General features: G+C 68.1%; 22 protein-coding genes. 6 read left to right on the top strand and 16 right to left on the bottom strand.

Annotated elements, in window-relative coordinates; translation table 11 throughout:
• Positions 1 to 10 precede the first annotated feature (10 nt).
• The 9 genes from A4W93_RS13735 to A4W93_RS13695 all read right to left on the bottom strand — a co-directional run bounded on the left by A4W93_RS13735 (position 11) and on the right by A4W93_RS13695 (position 11,171).
• Positions 11 to 670: a DUF922 domain-containing protein gene (locus tag A4W93_RS13735; protein ID WP_169726538.1), complete on the bottom strand. Its 660-nt coding sequence runs from the start codon at positions 668 to 670 to the stop codon at positions 11 to 13.
• Positions 651 to 1,826 (bottom strand): acetyl-CoA C-acyltransferase, encoded by a 1,176-nt coding sequence (locus A4W93_RS13730; protein WP_085751141.1) that lies wholly within the window; start codon positions 1,824 to 1,826, stop codon positions 651 to 653. Before A4W93_RS13730 ends, A4W93_RS13735 begins: the two co-directional genes overlap by 20 nt.
• Before the next feature lie 31 nt (positions 1,827 to 1,857).
• Positions 1,858 to 3,951, bottom strand: a complete 2,094-nt coding sequence (locus A4W93_RS13725) for a 3-hydroxyacyl-CoA dehydrogenase NAD-binding domain-containing protein (protein WP_085751140.1) — start codon at positions 3,949 to 3,951, stop codon at positions 1,858 to 1,860.
• A gap of 151 nt (positions 3,952 to 4,102) precedes the next feature.
• Positions 4,103 to 4,798, bottom strand: a complete 696-nt coding sequence (locus A4W93_RS13720) for an ABC transporter ATP-binding protein (RefSeq protein WP_085751139.1) — start codon at positions 4,796 to 4,798, stop codon at positions 4,103 to 4,105.
• Positions 4,799 to 4,800: 2 nt separating this feature from the next.
• Positions 4,801 to 5,592, bottom strand: coding sequence for an ABC transporter ATP-binding protein (locus tag A4W93_RS13715; RefSeq protein ID WP_085751138.1), 792 nt, complete (start codon positions 5,590 to 5,592; stop codon positions 4,801 to 4,803).
• Positions 5,589 to 6,881: a branched-chain amino acid ABC transporter permease gene (locus tag A4W93_RS13710; RefSeq protein WP_085751137.1), complete on the bottom strand. Its 1,293-nt coding sequence runs from the start codon at positions 6,879 to 6,881 to the stop codon at positions 5,589 to 5,591. The genes A4W93_RS13715 and A4W93_RS13710 overlap by 4 nt, the downstream gene beginning before the upstream one ends.
• 5 nt (positions 6,882 to 6,886) lie before the next feature.
• Positions 6,887 to 7,834 (bottom strand): branched-chain amino acid ABC transporter permease, encoded by a 948-nt coding sequence (locus A4W93_RS13705; RefSeq protein WP_085751136.1) that lies wholly within the window; start codon positions 7,832 to 7,834, stop codon positions 6,887 to 6,889.
• Positions 7,835 to 8,157: 323 nt separating this feature from the next.
• Positions 8,158 to 9,411 carry a branched-chain amino acid ABC transporter substrate-binding protein gene (locus tag A4W93_RS13700; protein ID WP_085751135.1) on the bottom strand — a complete coding sequence of 418 codons (1,254 nt, stop codon included), beginning with the start codon at positions 9,409 to 9,411 and terminating at the stop codon, positions 8,158 to 8,160.
• 113 nt (positions 9,412 to 9,524) lie between these two features.
• Entirely contained in the window at positions 9,525 to 11,171 is a 1,647-nt protein-coding gene (locus tag A4W93_RS13695; protein ID WP_269466974.1) for a 3-(methylthio)propionyl-CoA ligase, read from the bottom strand.
• Between the two features lie 122 nt (positions 11,172 to 11,293).
• Between A4W93_RS13695 and A4W93_RS13690 the strand changes: the two genes are divergently transcribed.
• The 5 genes from A4W93_RS13690 to A4W93_RS13670 all read left to right on the top strand — a co-directional run bounded on the left by A4W93_RS13690 (position 11,294) and on the right by A4W93_RS13670 (position 15,055).
• The gene (locus A4W93_RS13690; RefSeq protein WP_085751134.1) at positions 11,294 to 12,784 is read left to right on the top strand and encodes a protein adenylyltransferase SelO; all 1,491 of its coding nucleotides are present in this window, start codon (positions 11,294 to 11,296) and stop codon (positions 12,782 to 12,784) included.
• Positions 12,781 to 13,194 carry a peptide-methionine (R)-S-oxide reductase MsrB gene (msrB, locus tag A4W93_RS13685; RefSeq protein ID WP_085751133.1) on the top strand — a complete coding sequence of 138 codons (414 nt, stop codon included), beginning with the start codon at positions 12,781 to 12,783 and terminating at the stop codon, positions 13,192 to 13,194. The genes A4W93_RS13690 and msrB overlap by 4 nt, the downstream gene beginning before the upstream one ends.
• 16 nt (positions 13,195 to 13,210) lie before the next feature.
• Positions 13,211 to 13,867: a septation protein A gene (locus tag A4W93_RS13680; RefSeq protein WP_085751132.1), complete on the top strand. Its 657-nt coding sequence runs from the start codon at positions 13,211 to 13,213 to the stop codon at positions 13,865 to 13,867.
• Position 13,868: 1 nt separating this feature from the next.
• Positions 13,869 to 14,135: a BolA family protein gene (locus A4W93_RS13675; protein WP_085751131.1), complete on the top strand. Its 267-nt coding sequence runs from the start codon at positions 13,869 to 13,871 to the stop codon at positions 14,133 to 14,135.
• 101 nt (positions 14,136 to 14,236) lie between these two features.
• Positions 14,237 to 15,055 carry a foldase protein PrsA gene (locus A4W93_RS13670; protein WP_085754160.1) on the top strand — a complete coding sequence of 273 codons (819 nt, stop codon included), beginning with the start codon at positions 14,237 to 14,239 and terminating at the stop codon, positions 15,053 to 15,055.
• A gap of 103 nt (positions 15,056 to 15,158) precedes the next feature.
• Here the strand turns inward: A4W93_RS13670 and A4W93_RS13665 are convergent, their stop codons facing one another.
• A complete protein-coding gene (locus A4W93_RS13665) occupies positions 15,159 to 15,845 on the bottom strand; it encodes an ABC transporter ATP-binding protein (protein ID WP_085751130.1) in 687 nt (228 codons plus the stop codon).
• 18 nt (positions 15,846 to 15,863) lie between these two features.
• Here A4W93_RS13665 and A4W93_RS13660 point away from each other — a divergent pair, with 18 nt between their 5' ends.
• Complete coding sequence (locus A4W93_RS13660; RefSeq protein ID WP_085751129.1) at positions 15,864 to 16,523, top strand: arylesterase; 660 nt, start codon at positions 15,864 to 15,866, stop codon at positions 16,521 to 16,523.
• A 31-nt stretch (positions 16,524 to 16,554) separates the two neighbouring features.
• Here A4W93_RS13660 and A4W93_RS13655 read toward each other — a convergent pair whose 3' ends face one another.
• The 6 genes from A4W93_RS13655 to A4W93_RS13630 all read right to left on the bottom strand — a co-directional run bounded on the left by A4W93_RS13655 (position 16,555) and on the right by A4W93_RS13630 (position 22,668).
• Positions 16,555 to 18,558 carry a DUF6600 domain-containing protein gene (locus tag A4W93_RS13655; RefSeq protein WP_085751128.1) on the bottom strand — a complete coding sequence of 668 codons (2,004 nt, stop codon included), beginning with the start codon at positions 18,556 to 18,558 and terminating at the stop codon, positions 16,555 to 16,557.
• Positions 18,559 to 18,681: 123 nt separating this feature from the next.
• Positions 18,682 to 19,218, bottom strand: a complete 537-nt coding sequence (gene def / locus A4W93_RS13650) for a peptide deformylase (protein WP_085751127.1) — start codon at positions 19,216 to 19,218, stop codon at positions 18,682 to 18,684.
• A gap of 16 nt (positions 19,219 to 19,234) precedes the next feature.
• Positions 19,235 to 21,316: an NAD-dependent DNA ligase LigA gene (gene ligA, locus A4W93_RS13645; RefSeq protein WP_085751126.1), complete on the bottom strand. Its 2,082-nt coding sequence runs from the start codon at positions 21,314 to 21,316 to the stop codon at positions 19,235 to 19,237.
• A gap of 43 nt (positions 21,317 to 21,359) precedes the next feature.
• Positions 21,360 to 21,707, bottom strand: a complete 348-nt coding sequence (locus A4W93_RS13640; RefSeq protein ID WP_085751125.1) for a copper-binding protein — start codon at positions 21,705 to 21,707, stop codon at positions 21,360 to 21,362.
• An 11-nt stretch (positions 21,708 to 21,718) separates the two neighbouring features.
• The gene (locus A4W93_RS13635; RefSeq protein WP_085751124.1) at positions 21,719 to 22,177 is read right to left on the bottom strand and encodes a DUF411 domain-containing protein; all 459 of its coding nucleotides are present in this window, start codon (positions 22,175 to 22,177) and stop codon (positions 21,719 to 21,721) included.
• Positions 22,174 to 22,668, bottom strand: coding sequence for a cupredoxin domain-containing protein (locus tag A4W93_RS13630; RefSeq protein WP_085751123.1), 495 nt, complete (start codon positions 22,666 to 22,668; stop codon positions 22,174 to 22,176). The genes A4W93_RS13635 and A4W93_RS13630 overlap by 4 nt, the downstream gene beginning before the upstream one ends.
• Positions 22,669 to 22,681: the final 13 nt, after the last annotated feature.

Raw genomic sequence — 22,681 nt, 5'->3', positions numbered from 1 at the left:
CGGGTCCCGTTCAAGGGGGTGTGAATCGGGCGCCCTGCGTGGCGCCATGCTGGGTCTCGGCGTCGTAGCGCCGGTCACGCTCCTGATGCTCCGCCATCAGGTCCTGCGCGAGGCGCTCGACGTCGGCACGCAGCGTCTTGCAGTCGGGGCCGGTGGCCGCACCGATGTCGGCCTGCAGCGCCCGCGTGAGCGACTGGCCGGTGGCCATGTGCCCTTCCTCGTGTTTCATCAGGGCGTCCATGTAGGTGGACCAGGCCTCGCGCAGGGCCTTCGGCGCTTTCGGCTCGTCCACCCAGCGGGGCATCAGGATGCGCCCGGTCACCGACGTTCGCACGCCGGTGACGCGGCACGTGCCCGCCGGCGTGGGCGCCACGCGGTAGTCGTAGCGGTACTCCCAGTCGGTGAGGCCGTGGAAGCCCTTCGGGCCCCGCTGCGCGAGCGACGCCGACAGCGTGCCGCCGTCGGCCCCCGAGACGTCGTAGTACTCGATGCGCACGCCGGAGAGCCGTCGGCTCGACTCCGCATCCCGGGTCAGGCCCAGGGCCTCGCAGGTGCGGTCCGAGTAGCGCACCTCGCCCTGCGGACCGGTGCAGCGGTTGACCTGGGCCTGCGCGGCACACGCCGCGAAAAGCAGGCCCAGGACCCGCGGGTCAAAGCACTTCGAAGACACCGGCCGCGCCCATGCCACCGCCGATGCACATCGTGACCACCACGCGCTTGGCGCCGCGGCGCTTGCCTTCGATCAGCGCGTGGCCGGTCAGGCGCTGGCCGCTGACCCCGTACGGGTGGCCCACGGCGATGGCGCCGCCGTTGACGTTCAGGCGGTCCATCGGGATGCCCAGCGTGTCGGCGCAGTACAGCACCTGCACGGCGAAGGCCTCGTTGAGTTCCCACAGGTCGATGTCGTTCACGGTCAGGCCGAGCTTCTTCAGCACCTTCGGCACCGCGAAGACCGGGCCGATGCCCATTTCGTCGGGCTCGCAGCCGGCCACCGCGAAGCCGAGGAAACGGCCCAGGGGCTTCAGGCCCCGCTTCTCGGCGAGCGTCTCGTTCATCAGCACGCAGGCTCCGGCGCCGTCGCTGAACTGGCTGGCGTTGCCGGCCGAGATCACGCCGCCGGGCAGCGCCGGGCGGATGCCCGCGATGCCTTCGGCGGTGGTGCCTTCGCGCAGGCCTTCGTCGGCGCTGATCGTGACCTGCTTCGTGCGCAGGCCCAGCACCTTGTCGACGACCCCGGCGGTGACCGTCATGGCCACCATCTCGTCGTTGAACTTGCCGGCGGCCTGGGCGGCGCAGGCGCGCTGCTGGCTCTGGGCGCCGTAGGCGTCCATGCGGTCGCGGCCGATCTTGTAGCGCTTGGCCACCTGTTCGGCGGTCTGCAGCATGCTCCAGTAGATCTCGGGCTTGTGCTCGCGCAGCCAGCTGTCCGCGATCATGTGGCGGTTGGCCTCGTTCTGCACGCACGAGATGCTCTCGACGCCGCCGGCCACGTACACGTCGCCCTCGCCCGCGATGATGCGCTGGGCGGCGGTGGCGATGGTCTGCAGGCCGCTCGAGCAGAAGCGGTTGATGGTCATGCCGCTGGTCGTGACCGGCAGGCCGGCCCGGATCGCGATCTGGCGGGCGATGTTGCTGCCAGTGGCCCCTTCGGGCGTGGCGCAGCCCATGATGACGTCGTCGACCTCGGCGCCATCGATGCCGGCGCGCAACACGGCGGCCTGCACCGCGTGGCCGCCGAGCGTGGCGCCATGGGTCATGTTGAAGGCGCCCTTCCAGCTCTTGGCGAGCGGGGTGCGGGCGGTGGAGACGATCACTGCGTTGGTCATGGTGTGATTCCTCGTGTTCGGTGATGCGTCATCAAGAGAAGGTCTTGCCTTCGGCGGCCAGCTTCGCGAGCAGCGGCGCGGGTTGCCAGAACGCCGCGTCGTCGGCCGGGTTCTTCGCGAACTTCTTCATCGACGCCACCACGTTGAACAGGCCCTGCGTGTCGGCGTAGCACATCGGGCCGCCGCGGTGCAGCGGGAAGCCGTAGCCGGTCAGGTACACCATGTCGATGTCGGAGGCCTTCGAGGCGATGCCCTCCTCCACGATCTTCGCGCCCTCGTTCACCAGGGCGTACACGAGGCGCTGCACGATCTCCTCGTCGCTGATCCTGCGCGGCGTGATGCCGAGCGCGGCGCGGTGCTTCTCGAGCATCTCGGCCACCACCGGCGACGGGTTCGCGTCGCGCTTGCCCGGCACGTAGTCGTACCAGCCGGCGCTGGTCTTCTGGCCGAAGCGGCCCAGCTCGCACAGCAGGTCGGCCGTCTTGCTGTAGCGCATGTCGGGCTGCTCGATGTAGCGGCGCTTGCGGATGTACCAGCCGATGTCGTTGCCGGCGAGGTCGCCCATGCGGAACGGGCCCATCGCGAAGCCGAACTTCTCGATGGCCTTGTCCACCTGCTGCGGCGACGCGCCCTCGTCCAGCAGGAAGCCGGCCTGGCGGCTGTACTGCTCGATCATGCGGTTGCCGATGAAGCCGTCGCACACGCCGGACACCACGCAGGTCTTGCGGATCTTCTTGCCGAGCGCCATCACGGTGGCCAGCACGTCCTTCGCGGTCTTCGCGCCACGCACCACCTCCAGCAGCTTCATCACGTTGGCCGGGCTGAAGAAGTGCATGCCGACCACGTCCTGCGGGCGCTTCGTGAACGCGGCGATCTTGTCGACGTCGAGCGTGGACGTGTTGCTGGCGAGGATGGCGCCGGGCTTGCACACCTCGTCAAGCGCCTTGAACACCGTCTCCTTGACGTTGATGTCCTCGAACACCGCCTCGATCACGAGGTCCACGTCCTTCAGGTCGTCGTACGCGAGCGTGCTCGTGAGCAGCGCGAGGCGCTGGTCGAGCTTGTCCTGCGCGAGCTTGCCCTTCTTGACCTGGGCCTCGTAGTTCTTGCGCACGGTGGCCAGGCCCCGGTCGAGCGCTTCCTGCTTCGTCTCGAGGATGATCACCGGAATGCCGGCGTTCAGGAAGTTCATCGCGATGCCACCACCCATGGTGCCCGCGCCGATCACGCCCACCTTGGCGATGGCGCGCACCGGGGTGTCGGCCGGCACGTCGGGGATCTTCGACGCGGCACGTTCGGCGAAGAACATGTGGCGCTGGGCGCGGCTCTCCGGCGTCTGCATCAGCGCGGCGAAGATCTCGCCCTCGACCTTCATGCCGGCATCGAACGGCTTGTTCACGGCGGCGGCGACGGCCTCCACGCACTGCAGCGGCGCAGGGAAGTTCTTCGACATCGCGCCCACGGTGTTGCGGGCGAACTGCAAGTACGCGTCCGGCTCGGGGTGCGAGACCTTCAGGTCGCGCACGCGCGGCAGCGGTCGGCGGTCGGCCACGTCACTCGCGAAGGCGATCGCGGCGTCCAGCACGTCGCCGTCGACGAGCTTGTCGAACAGCTTCTGGCCGGGCTGGGCGGCGAGCTGCTCGCTCTTGGCGGTGTCGCCGGTGACGATCAGGTTGAGGGCCGTCTCGAGGCCCAGCACGCGCGGCAGGCGCTGCGTGCCGCCGGCGCCCGGCAGCAGTCCGAGCTTCACTTCCGGCAGCGCGACCTGCGTGCCGGCAGCGGCCACGCGGTAGTGGCAGCCGAGGGCCAGTTCGAGGCCACCGCCCATCACGACGGAATGGATCGCGGCGACGACGGGCTTGTCGCTGCCTTCGACGGCGGCGATCACGCTCAGCAGGTCGGGCGAGGCCGAGGCGAGCGGCGAACCGAACTCGCGGATGTCGGCGCCGCCCGAGAACGCCTTGCCGGCGCCGGTGATCACGATGGCCTTCACCGCGGGGTCGTTCGACGCCCGCTCGATGCCCTCGGTGATGCCCTTTCGGGTGGACAACCCGAGGCCGTTGACCGGCGGGTTGTTCAGGGTGATGACGGCAACGGGGCCGCGGGTCTCGTAGGTGGCGCTCATGGGGTTCCCTCGCAAGCGGAGCTGGTGGATCAGGAATCGAACGATCGTGCGATTCTAGATTCTAGGAAACGAAAAAGCCGGCTCCTGTCTCACCCGTGACAGCATGACTGCCAGGGTGGTCCAGGGCCGGCTCGGCCGGTGCCAGGGATTGTCAGACCTCCAGCCACTCCTTGCGAATGGCCGTGTTCGCACGAAGGTCGGCGGGCGACCCTTCGAACACGATCTGGCCGTGGCCCATCACGTAGCAGCGCTCGGACACCTCGAGCGCGATGGTGAGCTTCTGCTCGACCAGCAGCACCGAGATGCCGCGGCGGCGCAGTTCCTTCAGGTACTCGCCCACCAGTTCGACGATCTTGGGCGCGAGGCCCTCGGTGGGCTCATCGATCATGATCAGGTCGGGGTCACCCATCAGCGTGCGGCACAGCGTGAGCATCTGCTGCTCGCCGCCCGACAGCACGCCGGCCTCGACGTGCTGGCGCTCCTTCAGGCGCGGGAACATCCGGTACATGTCATCGAACGACCAGCGCGGCTTCTTCTTGCCGCCCTTCTGGCCCAGCACGAGGTTCTCGTGCACGCTCATCTTCGGGAAGATGTCGCGGTTCTCCGGCACGTAGCCGAGTCCGCAGTGGGCGATCTCGAACGGCTTCTTGCCGAGCAGCTCCTGGTTGTTCCACTGCACCGAGCCCTGGCTGGACACGAGGCCCATCACCGCCTTCACGGTGGTGGAACGGCCCGAGCCGTTGCGGCCCAGCAGGCTCACGATCTCGCCCGGCTTCACGTCCATCGACACCCCGTGCAGGATGTGGCTCTTGCCGTAGTAGGCGTGAACGTCCTTCAGCTTCAACATGGTCAGTGCACTCCTGCGGCTTGCTTTTCGGCCAGCACCGAGCCGAGGTAGGCTTCCTGCACGCGCGGGTTCGCGCGCACGGCTTCGGGGGTGTCGAACGCGATCACCTCGCCGTACACGAGCACGGCGATCTTGTCGGCCAGGCCGAACACCACGCCCATGTCGTGCTCCACGGTCAGCAGGGTCTTGCCCACGGTGATCTCGCGGATCAGTTCGATGAAGCGGTGCGTCTCGGCGTTGCTCATGCCCGCGGTGGGTTCGTCGAGCAGGATGACGCTGGCACCACCGGCGATGGTGAGGCCCACCTCGAGCGCGCGCTGTTCGGCGTACGTGAGGTTCATGGCCAGCACGTCGCGCTTCTTCTCGAGCTTGATCATCGACATGATCTGCTCGGTGCGTTCGTTCGCGTCACGCAGGTTGGACAGGAACTTCCAGAACACGTACTTGTAGCCGAGCGACCACAGCACCGCGCAGCGGATGTTCTCGAACACCGACAGCTTCACGAACAGGTTGGACACCTGGAAGCTGCGCGCGAGGCCCTTGCGGTTGATCTCGTAGGGCTTCTGGCCGTCGATGCGTTCGCCGTGCAGGCGGATCTCGCCGCTGCTCAGGCCGAAGCGGCCGCTGATCAGGTTGAACAGCGTGGACTTGCCCGCACCGTTCGGGCCGATCACGGCCACACGTTCACCGGCCTTCACCTGGATGTTGGCGCCGCGGATGATCTCGGTCTTGCCGAAGCTCTTGCGGACGTTGTCGAGCTCGAGGGCGAACGGCGCGCCGGGTTTGCCACTCATGCGGCCTCCTTGATGCGGATGATGGCTTGGATCTCTTCCTGGGCGCTGTCCCAGTGGCGCTTGAAGTAGCGGCGCGCGATCTCGAAGAGCACGGCGCCGACCGCCGTGACCACGGCCCCGATGATCCAGTCGCCCGGCTGATTGACGTCGAGCTGGAAGCCCAGGTACTTGAAGACAGGGTTCATCTCCGCGTTGATCTGCTTGTGGTACAGCATCTCGACGAGCGAGGCGCCGCCCAGCACGAGCACCGGCACGGTGGCCAGCAGCGCGAGGTACGGCTTCCAGAGGCGGTTGAACTTCTTGAACGCGACCACCCGCAGGTTCAACATGACGATGCCGGAGACCCCGCCGGGGGCGAACATCACGACCAGCACGAAGACGATGCCGAGGTACAGCGCCCAGGCCTTCGTGACCTCTGAAAGCAGGATGCCGACGAGGACCGACAGCACGGCGCCGATGATGGGACCGAAGAAGAACAGCGCGCCACCGATGTAGGTGAACAGCAGGTACCAGGCCGACACCAGGCCGTTGACGGCCGAGCCTTGCACCAGCTCGAAGTTCAGTGCGAACAGCCCGCCGCCGATGCCGGCGAAGAAGCCGGCGATGATGAAGGCGATGTAGCGCACCACCTGGGTGTTGTAGCCCACGAACTGCACACGCTCGGGGTTGTCGCGCACGGCGTTGAGCATGCGTCCGAGCGGCGTGGCCGAGAACATGAACATCAGGCCCGTGCAGATGAAGCAGTACACCGCGATCAGGTAGTACAGCTGGATCTGCGGCCCGTAGGTGATGCCGAACACGGCATCGCCCACGACCCGGTTGGTGCTGATCCCGCTTTCTCCGCCGAACACTTCGGGGAACATCAGCGTCATTGCGAAGATGAGTTCGCCGACGCCCATCGTGATCATCGCGAAGGTGTTCTGAGCCTTCTTGGTGGACACCCAGCCGAGCACGATGGCGACGGCCATGCCACCGAGCCCGCCCACCAGCGGCACGAGGCTCACCGGCAGCCCGAACGTTCCCGCCCCGATCTTGTTCAGGACATGCACGGTGCAGAAGGCCCCGAGGCCCGTGTAGACGGCGTAGCCGAAGCTCAGCATGCCGCCGTTGCCCAGCAGCAGGTTGTAGCTGAGCAGGATGATGATCATGTACCCGATCTGCGAGAGCATGGTCAGCGCGAGGCCGCTCTTGAAGATCAGCGGGGCCACGAGCAGCAGCAGCGCGAAGCCGCCCCAGACGAGGATGCGGCCGAGGTTCAGCGGCTTGAAGGAGTAGTGTGTGGTGCTCATGTCGTTCAGCCCTCGCGCGTGCCCATCAGGCCCTTCGGGCGGAAGATCAGCATCAGCACCATCAGCAGGTACGGCAGCAGCGGCGCCACCTGCGAGAGCTTCAGCCCGAGCACCGAGTACCCCGGCGAGGACGGCGTCAACTGCGTGCCGACCAGGCGGAACAGGTCGACGAGGGAGTAGTCGAGGGAGACGGCGAAGGTGGTCAGGATGCCGATCAGCAGCGACGAGATGAACGCCCCGCCCAGCGACCCCATGCCACCCACCACCACCACCACGAAGATGATGTTGCCCACCGAGACCGCCATGCCGGGCTCGGTGGCGTAGGCGTTGCCACCGATCACGCCGGCCAGCGCCGCGAGGGCCACCCCGCCGCCGAACACCATCATGAACACGCGCGGCACGTTGTGGCCCAGCGACTCGACCATGTCGGGGTGCGTCAGCGCGCCCTGGATCACGAGGCCGATGCGGGTGCGCGCCAGCAAGAACCAGATGGACACGAGCATCACGATCGACACGCCCATCATGAACCCGCGGTAGATGGGGAACTGGCTGCCGAAGAGGGTGAACAGCGGACCGTCGAGCTCGGCCGGGATGCGGTAGTCGACCGGGGCGCGGCCCCAGATGAGTTGAACGATCTCGAGCATCAGGAAGGACAGCCCGACCGTCACGAGCAGTTCGGAGACGTGCCCGAACTTGTGCACCTGGCGCAGGCAGTAGCGCTCGAATGCCCCGCCGATCAGCGCCGCGACCAGCGGCGAGATGAGCAGCGCCGGCCAGAAGCCGATCCACGCGGAGACCTGGTACGCGAGGTAAGCACCGAGCATGTAGAAGCTCGCGTGCGCGAAGTTGAGCACGCCCATCATGCTCATGATCAGGGTGAGCCCCGAACTCAGAAGGAACAGCAGCAGCCCGTAGCTGACGCCGTTCAGCAGCGATATGGTGAAGAACTCCATCGCGTCCCCAGAATGACTGAATTGGAAAACACGCCACGGTCACGAGACCGATGAACGCGGGCCGGTGAAGGCCGTTTCGAAAGATGACCGCGCGATTTGACGACCGTGCACATTGTGCGTGGAGACGCGCGTTTCCCGGGGCAGAACAAACGCCAAGGGTGCACGCTTTTTCGGCGTGTCGCAGTCAGGGCCGCGACACCCGTTCATCCCGGACGTGCATCGCGCATCATCACGGCGGACCCGCTCCCCAACGAAGCGGGCCTGCCATGGAAAAGCAGGCCGGGCGGCCAACACGCCGCCCGGCCTGCGGTCTCAACGGAGGATCAGGCCGGACGCTTCATCTGGCACGTGGTGGGCGTGCTCGAGATGTACGACTCGAACGTCTTTTCCATCGTCCAGGTGTTGCCGGTCTTCTCGATGTCGATCGGATTCTTGGCATCGACCTTGTTCCACGTGGCCAGGTACAGCGGCTGCTGCAGCTGGTGGTCGCTGCCGCGCATGGTCACGTCACCCGTGAAGCTCTTGAAGGTGAGGTTCTCCATGGCCTTCGCGACCTTCACCGGGTCGGTGGACTTGGCCTTGGCCATCGCCAGCGGCAGTGCCTTGAAGATGTTGTAGGCCGGGGAGGTGGCGAACGACTCGTTCGGGAACTTCTGGCCGAAGGCCTTGAACAGGTCCTGGTACTCCTTCGACGGCAGGTTCGAGTACGTGGGGTACACGAACTTGATCTTGCCGAGGCCGGTGTTGCCGATGGCCGTGGGCGTGCCCGCGGCGCCGGCGTAGTAGGTGTAGAAGTTGACGTCGAGGCCGGCGTCCTTCGCGGCCTTGAACACCAGCGACAGGTCGTTGCCGAAGTTGCCGGTGATGATGGTGTCGGCGCCCGACGCCTTGATCTTGGCGATGTACGGGGCGAAGTCCTTCACCTGGCCGAACGGGTGAAGCTCTTCACCGACGATCTGCACGTTCGGGGCCTTGCGCGCCAGGATTTCCTTGGCGTACTTGGTGACCTGCTGGCCGTGGCCGTAGTTCTGGTTCAGCAGGTAGACCTTCTTGACGTTCTTGTCGTCCTTGATGGCGGTGCCGATGGCTTCCATCTTCATCACCGTGTTGGCGTCGAAGCTGAAGTGCCAGAAGCTGCACTTGCTGTTGGTGAGGTCGGGGTCCACCGCGGCGTAGTTCAGGTAGACGACTTCCTTGCCGGGGTTGCGTTCGTTGTGCTTGTTGATGGCGTCGATCAGCGCGCCGGCCACGCCGGAGCCCGAGCCGCCCTGCACCACGTAGCGGATGCCCTGGTCGATGGCGGCCTTCAGCACGTTCAGGCTTTCCGGGCCCGACATCTTGTTGTCGAACGGCACCATCTCGAACTTCACGCCGGCCGGGTTGTTCTTGCCGCCGTCGCGTTCCGCGAGGAACTGCAGCGTGTGCAGGATGTTGAGGCCGATGTTGGCGAACGGACCCGACTGCGGGTCGATCACGGCGATGCGGACCGTCTCCCCGGCCTGCGCGTAGGCACCGCCAGCGCCCAGGAGTAGCGCGGAGGTCGCGGCCGCGGCCAACATGTTCTTCACCAGCTTCATTCAGATCTCCTTGTAAAAATCTCTGTAATCGCTGGACGATAGCGTGAAAGGACTGGTGTGCGTTCTAGGGAGTACCCGAAAACGCACACCCGTTCACTCTGTTGTCGTTTCCCTCACACAGATGGGAGTTGGTGGTCCTTGAACTGGTCGCGCAACTTGAGCTTCAGGAGCTTGCCGGTGGCCGTGTGCGGCAGCTCTGTCACGAAGGCGACATCGTCTGGGATCTGCCATTTGGCGATGCGGCCGTCGAAGAACGAAAGCAGTTCTTCCCGCGTGACGGTGGCGCCCGGTTTCGGCACCACCACCAACAGTGGACGCTCGTCCCATTTGGGGTGCCGGCAGGCGATCGCGGCGGCCTCGTGGACCGCCGGATGCGACATCGCGATGTTCTCGATGTCGATCGAACTGATCCACTCGCCACCCGACTTGATGACGTCCTTGCTGCGGTCGGTGATCTGCATGAAGCCGTTCTCGTCGATGGCGGCCACGTCGCCCGTCGGGAACCACGTGCGGCCGTCGATCTTCAGCAGCGGCGACCCCGGCTGCTGGAAGTAGGTGTCGATGACCCACGGGCCGCGCACGACGAGGTTGCCCGACGAGACACCGTCCCACTTCACGGGCTTGTGGTCGTCGTCGATCACCATCATGTCGACGCCGTACACCGCCCGGCCCTGCGTCAGCAGCAGCTTGCGGCGCGTGGCGCGGTCGGCGTCGCGGTGCTTCGAGTTGAGCTTGGCCACCGTGCCGAGCGGCGACATCTCGGTCATGCCCCACGCGTGGATGACCTCCACGCCGTAGTCGTTCTCGAGCGCGTCGAACATCGCTGGCGGGCACGCCGAGCCGCCGATCACGGTGCGCTTGAACGTCGAGAACTTCAGGTCGTTCTTCTGCACGTAGGTCAGCAGGCCCAGCCACACGGTGGGCACGCCCGCGCTGAACGTCACCTTCTCGGACTCGAACAGTTCGTACAGCGACTTGCCGTCGAGGTGCGGCCCCGGGAACACGAGCTTCGCGCCCACCAGCGGGCACGCGTACGGCAGGCCCCAGGCGTTGACGTGGAACATCGGGACGACCGGCAGGATGGTGTCCTTCGCCGAGCAGCCGAGCGAGTCGGGCAGCGCGGCCGCGAACGCGTGCAGCACGCTGGAGCGGTGGGAGTACACGGCGCCCTTCGGGTTGCCCGTGGTGCCCGACGTGTAGCAGATGCTGGAGGCGGTGTTCTCCTCGAACTCGGGCCAGGCGTACTGGCCGTCCTCGGCGTCCACCAGCTCCTCGTAGCAGAGGAGGTTCGGCACGGCGGTCTGCGCCGGCATGTGGGCGCGGTCGGTCATCAGCACGAAGTGCTTCACCGTGGGCAGCAGCGTGGCGAGCTTCTCGACGAGCGGCAGGAAGGTCAGGTCGAAGCACAGCACCTGGTCCTTCGCGTCGTTGACGATCCACGCGATCTGCTCGGGGAACAGGCGCGGGTTGATCGTGTGGCACACGAGCTCCGAGCCGGACGTGCCGTAGTACAGCTCGAAATGGCGGTACCCGTTCCACGCGAGCGTGCCCACCCGGTCGCCCGCGACGCAGCCGAGCCGCGCGAGCGCCTGCGCCACCTTGCGGGAGCGCAACTCCGCATCGCGGTAGGTGTAGCGGTGGAGGTCCCCCTCGGCCCGTTTCGACACGATCTCGGTGTCGCCTGCGTGACGCGCGGCGTGCACGATCAGCGAGGAGATCATCAGGGGGGTCTGCATCATCTGGCCCATCAAGCGCGGCATGGTGGTGTTCTCCGGTAGGCGGTGGTCTGCGACGTTCTGATCATAGGAACGCCCCTGCGGTGCGGACCTTTCGGTTTACCCTTATGAGGAAGGCGGTGCCGCCCGCTGGCTACACTTGTCGGATGAATGCCGTTGTCGATGCCACGGGCCCGTTCGCCGGCGCGCGCTGGCCCAACCGGTTCCACACCCTGGGACCTGACTTCTTCACCCTGCTCCCGCCCCAGGGCATGCCCGATCCGTACTGGGTCGCCTGGAGCCCCGAGTGCGCCCGACTGCTCGGGCTGCCCGGGCAGCGCCCCGCCGACGAAGCCATGCTGCAGGCCCTTGCCGGCAATCTCGTGGCCCCCGGCATGCAGCCGCTCGCCAGCGTCTACAGCGGGCACCAGTTCGGCGTGTGGGCCGGCCAGCTCGGCGACGGCCGCGCACACCTGCTGGGCGAGATCGACACCCCCGCCGGCCCCATGGAGCTGCAACTCAAGGGCGCCGGCCTCACGCCCTACTCCCGCATGGGCGACGGGCGCGCCGTGCTGCGCTCGTCCGTCCGCGAATTCCTGTGCTCCGAGGCCATGGCGGGCCTGGGCATCCCCACCACCCGTGCGCTGAGCATCACCGGCTCGCGCCTGCCGGTGCGCCGCGAGGAGGTCGAGACGGCCGCCGTGGTGCTGCGCGTGGCGCCCACGTTCATCCGCTTCGGCCACTTCGAGCATTTCGCCCACACGGCCGACGACCCCGAGGCGCTGCGCCGCCTCGCCGACTTCGTCATCGACACGCAGTACCCGCAGTGCCGCGACGAGGCCCAGCCGTACGTGGCCCTGCTGCGCACCGTGGCCGAACGCACCGCGTCGCTGATGGCCGACTGGCAGGCCGTGGGCTTCTGCCACGGCGTGATGAACACGGACAACATGTCGATCCTCGGGCTCACGATCGACTACGGCCCGTTCGGCTTCCTCGACGCCTTCGTGCCGGGCCACGTGTGCAACCACTCGGACCAGCAGGGCCGCTACGCCTACGTGCGCCAGCCCAACGTGGCGTTCTGGAACCTGCACGCGCTGGCCCAGGGGCTGATGCCCCTCATCGGCGACAGCGAGGCCGCGCTCGCCGCCCTCGACGTCTACAAGACCGCCTTCCCGGACGCCGCCATGGCCCGCATGCGCGCCAAGCTGGGCCTGGCCACCCGCGACGACGGAGACCACCGCCTGATCGAGGACCTCTTCGCCCTCATGGCGAAGGACGCCACCGACTACACCATCGCGTTCCGCCGCCTGTCGACGTTCGACACCGCTGCGGGTGCCCGCAACGACGCGGTGCGCGACCTGTTCGTCGACCGCGAGGCGTTCGATGCCTGGGCGGTGCGCTACCGCGACCGGCTCGCCGCCGAAGGCTCGGTGGATGCCGAGCGGGCCTTGCGGATGAACCGGGTCAACCCCAAGTACATCCTCCGGAACCACCTGGCCGAGGTCGCCATCCGTGACGCGCGGAACGGCGACTTCGCGGAAGTCGAGCGGCTGCGTGACCTTCTTGCACGCCCGTTCGACGAACAGCCGGACCGTTCGGCCTATGCCGATTTCCCGCCCGATTGGGCCCAACAGATCGAGGTGTCCTGTTCATCATGAGTACCGCAGACGACAAGCCCCGCAAGGTCCGGAAGACCGATGCGGAATGGCGAGCGCAGCTCGACCCCATCCAGTACGAGGTCGCACGCCACGCCGCCACCGAACGGGCCTTCACCGGCAAGTACTGGGACCACTTCAAGGACGGCCACTACAACTGCATCGGCTGCGGCACGCCGCTGTTCGAATCGGCCACCAAGTTCGACGCCGGCTGCGGCTGGCCCAGCTACTGGGAACCGGTCAACAGCGAAGTGGTCGAACGGGTCGTCGACCACAGCCACGGCATGGTGCGTGTCGAGGTGAGGTGCAACAATTGCGGCTCGCACCTCGGCCACGTGTTCCCCGATGGCCCGGAGCCGACCGGCGAGCGTTTCTGCATCAACTCCGCCGCGATAGACTTCGCCCCGAAATGAGCCACCGGCCTGCCCGATGAAACTGCTTCTCGACTTCCTGCCCATCGTCCTCTTCTTCGCCGTCTTCAAGTATGGCGAGGGCCACAAGGAGTGGGCCGCCGCGTTCGCGAGCGAACACCTCGGGTTCATGGTGTCGGGCGGGGTCGTCGGGCCGAACGAGGCGCCGGTGCTGCTGGCCACGGTGGTGGTGGTCGTCGCCACGCTGGCCCAGGTGGCGTACATGCTCGCGCGGCGGCAGAAGGTGCACATGATGCTGTGGGTGAGCCTCGCGCTCGTCACGGTGCTGGGCGCGGCCACCGTCTGGTTCCACAGCGACACGTTCATCAAGTGGAAGCCCACCGGCCTCTACTGGTTCATGGGCCTCGCCTTCTGGGTCAGCCAGGCCTTCTTCCGCAAGAACCTCGTGCAGGCGCTGATGGGCGGGCAGTTCGAGCTGCCGCCCGGCGTGTGGCAGCGGCTCAACTTCGCGTGGGTGGGCTTCTTCGGCCTGATGGGCTTGCTGAACCTGTACGTGGCCTACAGCTTCGAAACGGCCACGTGGGTCAACTTCAAGCTCTTCGGCATCACGGGCCTGATGCTGGTGTTCATGGTGGCGCAGGGCCTGTACCTCGGCAAGCACCTGAAGGACGACGCACCGCCGGCCGACGCCGAGGCGCACAAGGACGCCGCCTGAGATGCCCGTCGACCGTTCCGAGATCGACGCCGCGCTGCGCGAGGCGCTGGCCCCCGAATCCCTCGAGGTGCGCGACGACAGCCACCTGCACGCCGGTCATGCCGGTGCACGCGAGGGACGGCACTTCCACGTCACGATCGTCAGTTCGCGCTTCAACCAATTGTCACGCGTGAAGCGCCATCGGCTCGTTTATGATGCGCTCCAATCCTTGATTCCGCGCGGCATCCACGCGCTCGCCATCGATGCCCGCGCCCCGGGCGAAAGCTGACCGATCACCATCGTCCGCACCGTGAACGTCCCGACCGGGTCCGTCTCGCGGCTGCCGTCAGGCTCCCCTCACCGACTTCCCCCTTGAAAGGCTCGATGCCCATGAAGAAGAAGCTGTCCGTTGTCGCCCGCGCCGCGCTGCTCGCGACCTCTGTTTCGCTGCTGAGCCCGCTCGCGGCCCAGGCGCAGAACATCACGACCGTGAACGGCAAGCCCGTTCCGCAATCGCGCGCCGACGTGCTGCTTCAGCAGGCCACCCGCCAGGGCCAGCAGCCGCGCACCCCCGAGCTCGAAGCGCAGGTGCGCGACGAGGTCGTGCTGCGCGAGATGTTCGTGCAGGAAGCCGTCAAGCGCGGCCTGTCCACCACGAAGGAATACCGCGACCAGATCGAACTGGCGCGCCAGGGCATCCTGATCCGCGAACTCTTCACCGACTTCCAGAAGAAGAACCCGGTCACCGACGCCGACATCCAGGCCGAGTACGACAAGTTCAAGGCCCAGGCCGGCGGCAGCGAATACCGCGCCCGCCACATCCTGGTCGAGAAGGAAGACGAGGCCAAGGACATCATCGCGAAGCTCAAGGGCGGCGCGAAGTTCGAGGACCTGGCGAAGAAGCTCTCGAAGGACCCGGGATCGGGCGCCAACGGCGGCGACCTCGACTGGGCCAACCCGAACTCGTACGTGCCCGAGTTCTCGGCCGCGCTCACGAAGCTGAAGAAGGGCGAAACCACGCAGGAGCCGGTCAAGAGCCAGTTCGGCTACCACGTCATCAAGCTGGAAGACACGCGCGAATCGCAGCCGCCGTCGCTCGAGGAAGTGAAGCCGCAGATCCAGCAGCGCCTGAACCAGATCAAGCTGACCGAGTTCCGCGACCAGATCAAGGCGAAGTCCAAGACGGACTACAAGTTCCAGACGAACTGATCTCGCCTCGACACACTGTCATCCCGGCGCAGGCCGGGACCTTCGGCGCATGCCCTGGGTCCCGGCTTCCGCCGGGATGACTCGTTTTGGGAAGGCCGTTGCGTCAGAGCACCGGAACCGGCAGGTCCAGCCGCCCCGCCTCGATGCGCAACTGCCGGTCGCACCGCGCCGCGATGCTCCGGTCGTGCGTGACGAGCACCAGCGTCGTGCCCGCCTCGCGGTTCAGCTCGAACATCAGCTCCATCACGCGTTCGCCCGTCGCGAAGTCGAGGCTGCCCGTGGGCTCGTCGGCCAGCAGCACGGCGGGCCGCACCACGAACGCCCGGGCCAGCGCCACACGCTGCTGCTCGCCGCCGGACAGCACCTTCGGGTAGTGCGTCAGCCGCTCGCCCAGGCCCACGCGCTTGAGCATCTCGGTGGCGAGCGCCCGGGCATCCGCCCTGCCCTGCAGCTCCAGCGGCAGCATCACGTTCTCCAGCGCGTTGAGGTTGCCGAGCAGCTGGAAGCTCTGGAACACGAAACCCACTCGCGCGGCGCGCACCGCGGCACGCTCGTCCTCGCCGATCGCGAACAAATCGGTGCCGGCGAGGCGAACCGTTCCGCTCGAAGGCGTGTCCAAGCCCGCGATGATCGACAGGAGCGTGCTCTTGCCCGAACCGGATGCGCCCACGATGGCCGCCGACTCATGGGCTTCCAGCTGGAAGTCGATGTCATGGAGAATCGTCAGCAGACCGCTGGTGTCCTGCACTTGTTTGGTCACGTGCTCGACGGCAATGATGGGATCGGACATGGAAGATCGAGGTCAGGAATGAAAAAAGACACCACCCGCAGGACGTGGCTCAGGCAATGTACCCTGCTTGGCCTCGCCGTGGCCGCGCCGGGGCTCCGGGCGGCCTCTCCCGCGCGGCACGCGCCCGTGATCCTCGTGCTCGGCGACAGCCTGTCGGCCGAGTACGGCCTCACCCGCGGCAAGGGCTGGGTCGCGCTGCTCGAGCAGCAGCTCGTGCAGGAGAAGATCGGCGCCACCGTCGTCAACGCGAGCATCAGCGGCGACACCACGTCGGGCGGCCGCTCGCGCCTGCCGGCGCTGATCAAGCGCCACGCGCCCGACATCGTGATCCTCGAGCTGGGTGCCAACGACGCGCTGCGCGGCCTGCCGCTGTCGATGACCCGGGACAACCTCACGGCGATGGCCCGCAGCTCGCGCGAGGCCGGCGCACGGGTCGTGGTGGTGGGCATGCAGATGCCCCCGAACTACGGCCGCAAGTACGCGGAAGATTTCCACGCGGTGTTCACGGGCGTCGCCCAGGACCAGCAGGCGGCGCTGGTGCCGTTCCTGCTGAAGGGCGTGGCCGACGTGCCCAACGCCGAGGCCAACTTCCAGGCCGACCGCATCCACCCGAAGGAGTCGGCCCACCCGACGATGCTGGCCAACGTGTGGCCGGCGCTGAAGCCGCTGCTGCGCTGACGACCCGCCGCGGGGAGACAGGCGCCGGCGGTCAGTCGACGCGGCGATGGCGCGCGCCGTCGTCGCGGTTCTGCGGGTTGCCACCGCCCCGCGGCGGTTCGCGGAAGCCCGGCTGCTGCTGGGGTTGCGGCTGCGGTTGCACCTGGGGTTGAGGCTGAGGCTGGGGACGCGGCACGGCCGTCTGCATGTTCGGCGGCTGCGGACGCGGCATCTGCACCGGGGGCTGCGGCTGGGCCGGCATCTGCTGCTGGGGTGGCTGCGGGCGCCCACCGCCCCAAGCACCGCCCCCGTGACGGCCGTCGTTCTCGTCGCGCGAGGACCACCGTGGCGGCTGCTGTTGCGGTTGCGGTTGAGGCTGCTGCGACGAGAAACCCGGCTGCGGTATCGGGCGCAACGGCGCCTGCTGCCAGCGTTCGTCGCGTGGGGTGCCCTGCCAACGCTCGTCCCGCGAGTTGCCGCCCCAGACCGGGCGCGGCTGGGGTTGGGGCTGCTGCTGCGGCACCGGTTGAGGTTGCTGCACCTGCGGCTGGGGTTGCGGCCGGATGACCTCCCCTCGCCCGCGGCCGTCGTTGTCGCGCCGTTCGTCGCGGCCGAACCGCGGGGCGCCGTAGCGGTCACCGCCGGCACCCGGTGCCGGGGGGATGAAGCCCACCTGCGGCGACGGACGCTGGCCCATCATGGGCGGCCGGCCGCCGGGGTTCACCGGTGCGTCGGGACGCGGGCGCCCCGGCGCGAGGCCGGGCAGCGGACGCCCGCCGATGCCGACGATGGCCGGGCCCACCGGCTGGCGGCGCTCCACCACCTGGCGCGGGACGATGGTCACCGCGCCGGGCAGGTCGCGGTACCGGTAGCGTCCGGACTCCACGGCGTGGCGCGGGTCGCGCACCCACGGGTTGAAGTCGAAGTTCGTCGGCACCTGGTTGCCGTTGATGTGACGCATGTAGTGCGGGCTGTATCGGTGCCCCGGCACGTAGACCTCGCGCGGACCCAGCGGGAACCAGCCCACCATGGGCGCCGGGCGGCGCCCGACACCGATCGACACGCTCACCCCGGGGCCGCCCACCCACGCCACGAGCGCGGGGGCATACACGGGCCGAGCCACGTAGGCGCCCGGCACCCAGCACCACACGTCGCGGCGCGAAACCCAGCGGCCGTAGTGGAACGGCGCGAAGCCCCAGGGGGCGTCGTCCACCCAGGTCCAGCCCCACGGGCTGATCCACACCCAGTGCCCGACGCGGTACGGCGCCCAGCCCGGGGCCACGTCGCGCGGGATCCACAGGGCGCCGTACTCGGGGTCCTGTTCCCAGCGGCCGTAGCGGTCCAGGTCCTCGACGCCGGTCATCTCGGCCGACACATAGCGGGTCGAGACGCTGCGGTCTTCCCGGTCGTCGCGTGCCGCCACCCAGTCGTCGAAGTCGTCACGGCCCGGTTCGGCGAGTTCGAACTGCGTGCCGCGGTCCTGCCAGAAGCGGTAGCGCTGGCCGGCCTTCACCGTCACGCCGGCGTCCTGCACCTTCAGCTGCAGCTGGCCCGACTGCACGGTGGCGTCGGTGGTGTCGTCGTCCCGCGTGAACCGGTAGCTGCCGGCCCGTTCGGGCGCGAACCCGCCTTCGGAGGTCACCAGCAGGAAGTCCTGCGCCGACTCGCGCGAGCGCAGCCGCGCGGCCACGTCGCCGTTGTGCAGGCGCACGGTGAAATGGTCGTCGTCGAGTGCGGTGACCTCGAGTTCGGTGTTCCGGCCGATGCGCAGGATGCTCGTGCCGACGCGCACCTCGGCACGGCCGCTGCCGGACGACGAGAGCCGGTCGCCGGTGGTGATCGGGCGGTTGCGCGCGGCCTCCACCCACTCGCTCTCTTCGTTGTCGTAGACCCAGACCTCGCCCTCGACCTCGGCCAGCCGGCCGACGCGGCCCGGCGGGTCGGCCTCCGAGGCGGTGTCCTGCGCACGCACGGGCCCTGCCGCGAGCGCACAGAGCAGCAGCAGGCTCAACCAGAAGAAGGCCGGGCGGAGCGAGGGAAGTCTCATCGTGTTCATCAGGTTCCAGCAGCCGTTGGAGGCATCCGAGACGGAAGGGTTCCGGATCAACGCGCACCGAGGTGCCGCGGCTGACACGACTTTTGTCGCCAACCGGCGACAACGCTCGCCAAATGCGTGGGCTCAGTCGTCGTCGGACGGGTCGAGGCCCGGGAACAGCACGCTCGTGAAGCCGAACTTGCTGAAGTCGCGCACCCGCATCGGGTACAGCTTGCCGATCAGGTGGTCGCACTCGTGCTGCACCACCCGCGCATGGAACCCGTCGGCCTCCCGGTCGATGGGGGCGCCGTACGGGTCGACGCCGGTGTAGCGGATGCGGCTGTACCGCGGCACGATGCCGCGCAGGCCCGGCACGGACAGGCACCCTTCCCAGCCGTCCTCCTCGGCGTCCGACAGCGGCGTGATCACCGGGTTCAGCAGCACCGTCTCGGGCACCGGCGGTGCGTCGGGATAGCGGTCGGTCTTCTTGAAGCCGAAGATCACGAGCTGCAGGTCGATGCCGATCTGCGGTGCGGCGAGGCCCGCACCGTTGGCCGCGTGCATGGTGTCGAACATGTCGGCCACCAGCGCATGCAGCTCGGGGGTGTCGAACGCGCGCACGGGCTGCGCGATGCGCAGCAGCCGCGGGTCGCCCATCTTCAGGATCTCTCTCACCGCCACGGGGGTTCCTTTCGGTTCAGCGGCCACCGGCCTTCAGCATCTCGCGCAGGCCGGCCTCGTCGATCACCGGCACGCCGTTGTCGAGGGCTTTCTGCAGCTTGCTGCCGGCCTCCTCGCCGGCCACGACGAAGTGGGTCTTCTTCGAGACCGACCCGCTCACCTTGCCACCCGCAGCCTCGATGGCCGCCTGGGCCTCGTCGCGGGACCACTCGGGCAGTGTGCCGGTGAGCACGAAGGTCTTGCCGGCGAAGGGTTTCGGCGAGAGGTCGGCGGTGCCGTCGCTCTCCTCCCACGTGATGCCCGCGGCGCGCAGCTGCTCGACCACCTCGCGGTTGTGCGGCTGGTCGAAGAACGTGCGGATGCTCTCGGCCACGATGGGGCCCACGTCGGGCACCTCCAGCAGCTGCTCCACGGTGGCGTCGAGCAGGCGGTCGAGCTGGCCGAAGTGGCGGGCCAGGTCCTTCGCGGTGGTCTCGCCCACGTTGCGGATGCCGAGCGCGAAGAGGAAACGCGCGAGCGTGGTCTGCTTGCTGCGCTCGAGCCCGTCGAGCAGGTTCAGCGCGCTCTTGTCGCCCATGCGCTCGAGCGCCGTGAGCTTCGCGATGCCGAGCTTGTAGAGCTCGGGCAGCGTGCGGATGAGGCCGCCGTCCACCAGCTGCTCGACGAGCTTGTCGCCGAGACCTTCCACGTCCATGGCCCGGCGGCTCGCGAAGTGCAGGATGGCGTGCTTGCGCTGGGCCGCGCAGAACAGCCCGCCACTGCAGCGCCAGTTGGCCTCGCCTTCGTCGCGCGCGATGCCACTGCCGCACACGGGGCATTTGCCTTCGAGCTTCTTGTAGAGGTCGAACGGCTCGCCCACGTCGGCCGGCCGGCGGTCGAGCACCACGCCCACCACCTCGGGAATCACGTCGCCCGCGCGCCGCACGATCACGGTGTCGCCCACGCGCACGTCCTTGCGCCGCGTCTCGTCCTCGTTGTGCAGCGTGGCGTTGCTGACCGTGGTGCCGCCCACGAACACCGGCTCGAGCTTGGCGACCGGCGTGAGCTTGCCGGTGCGGCCCACCTGGATGTCGATGTCGCGCAGAATCGTCATCTGTTCCTGCGCCGGGTACTTGTGGGCCACGGCCCAGCGCGGCTCGCGCGAGACGAACCCGAGCTTCTGCTGCAGCACCCGGTCGTTGACCTTGTAGACCACGCCGTCGATGTCGAACGGCAGCGCATCGCGGGCCTCGCCGATGCGCTTGTGGAAGGCCACCAGGCCCTCGGCGCCGGCCACCACCTCGCGCTGCCGGTCGACCGGCAGGCCGAAGGCCTGCAGCGCGTCGAGCAGCCCGCTGTGCGTGGGCGGGATGTCCCAGCCCTGCACGTCGCCCAGGCCGTACGCGAAGAAGCTCAGCGGCCGCTTGCGCGCGATGGCGGGGTCGAGCTGGCGCACCGCGCCGGCGGCGGCGTTGCGCGGGTTGACGAAGGTCTTCTCGTTCTTCGCGCCGTGCGCGATCAGCTCGCGCTGGCGTTCGTTGAGCGCATCGAAGTCGTCGCGGCGCATGTAGACCTCGCCGCGCACCTCGATCACCGGCGCCACGGAGCCCTTCAGGCGCAGCGGGATCTGCGCGATGGTGCGGATGTTCTGGGTGACGTCCTCGCCCTTCTCGCCATCGCCGCGCGTGGCGGCCTGGACCAGCACGCCCTGTTCGTAGCGCAGGTTGATGGCCAGGCCGTCGAACTTCAGTTCGGCCGCGTATTCGACCGGCGGTGCGTCGGGCGCCAGGCCCAGTTCCTTGCGCACGCGGGCGTCGAACGCCAGCGCGCCGGTGGCCTCGGTGTCGGTCTCGGTGCGGATGCTGAGCATGGGCACCGTGTGACGCACCGGCGTGAAGCCGTCGAGCACCTGGCCGATCACCCGCTGCGTGGGCGAGTCGGGTGTCAGCAGCTCGGGGTGTTCGGCCTCGATCGCCTGCAGCGCCTGGAACAGCCGGTCGTACTCGGCGTCGGGAATGCTCGGCTCGTCGAGCACGTAGTAACGGTGCGCGTGCTCGCGGAGCTGGTCGCGGAGGTCGGCGGCGCGGGCCGCGGCGTCGGAAGGGGTTCTCGTGCTCATGGGTCCCGGCACTCTAACGCCAAAAGCACGAGGCGGGCCGCGTCTATTCCTTCCGTTCGAGGGCCGTCACGGCAAAGACGCCATCCCGCTTCTCCGCCGTGAAGCGGACCTTGTCGCCTTCCTTCAGGCCGTCGAGCAGCCTGGGGTCCGCGGCCTTGAAGACCATCGTCATCCCGGGCATGTCGAGGTTCTGCAGCGGCCCGTGGCGCAAGGTCACCTTGCCTTGCGCGAGGTCGATCTTGCGGACCTCGCCCTCGCTCGAAGGCGCCGCGGTGGCCGCCGAGGCGGGTGGCGCGGCGTGGTGTGCCGGGTGGTCGTCGGCCGGGGCCTGCGCCCACGCGCCGGAAGCCGCGGCCAGCACGGCGGCGGCGAGGATGGACAGGGATTTCATGGGGAACTCCTTCAGGACTTGGGGTAGTGGGCGAAGACGGTCTCGCGGCCGTGCGTGTCGATGAGGAAGACGTCGTACGGGTCCTGGCGGCCGCCGACTTCCATGCCGGGCGAACCGGGCGGCATGCCGGGCACGGCGATCCCGATGGCGCGGGGCTTGAGCACCAGCAGGCGCTTGACCTCGGCCGCAGGCACGTGGCCCTCGACGACGTAGCCGCCGACGATCCCGGTGTGGCAGCTTCCGAAGCGCTCCGGAAGGCCATGGCGCCGGCGCATGGCGGTGGTGTCGTCGACCTCGACGACGTTCACCGGGAAGCCGGCCGCCTTCAGGTGTTCGACCCAGGCCGTGCAGCATCCGCACGAGGGGCTCTTGTAGACGTCCACGCGGGGCAGTGCCTTCGCGGCCCGGACCGGCAACGCGCACGCCAGGGCACCGGCCGCCACGGCGGAGAGAAGGTGGCGCCGCCTCATCGCACGGTCACCTTGCCGACCATGCCGGCCTCGAAGTGGCCCGGCTGCAGGCACGCGAACTGGAACTCGCCGGCCTTCGTGAACCGCCAGACGATCTCGCCGCGCTGGCCCGGCTTCACGTGGGCCATGTTCGCATCGGCATGTTCCATCTCGGGAAACTTCTTCATCAACGCGGCGTGGTCGGCGATCGCCTGTTTCGTGCCCAGCACCATCTCGTGCAGCACCTGGCCGTCGTTGCGCACGACGAAGCGGACGGTCTCGCCGCGCTTCACCACGATCCCGGCCGGGGTGAAGCGCATGGTGTCCGCCATGCCCACGTCGAGGGTCCGCGTGACCTTCGCGGGGTCGCCCTCCTGCCCGAAGTCGGTGGCCTCGACCTTGGCGGGGTCGAAGCGGCGCGTCCCGCCGTGTTCCTCGGCGCCGTGCGCCCGGACCGCCAGCGCGGTCAGGGCCAGCGCCGACGCGGCGATCGCCTTCAGCATGTTCTTCATGGGTTCTCCTTCA

The sequence above is a fragment of the Piscinibacter gummiphilus genome (genome assembly GCF_002116905.1).
GTDB lineage: Bacteria > Pseudomonadota > Gammaproteobacteria > Burkholderiales > Burkholderiaceae_C > Rhizobacter > Rhizobacter gummiphilus.
This window is presented reverse-complemented; position numbering and strand designations above follow the sequence as displayed.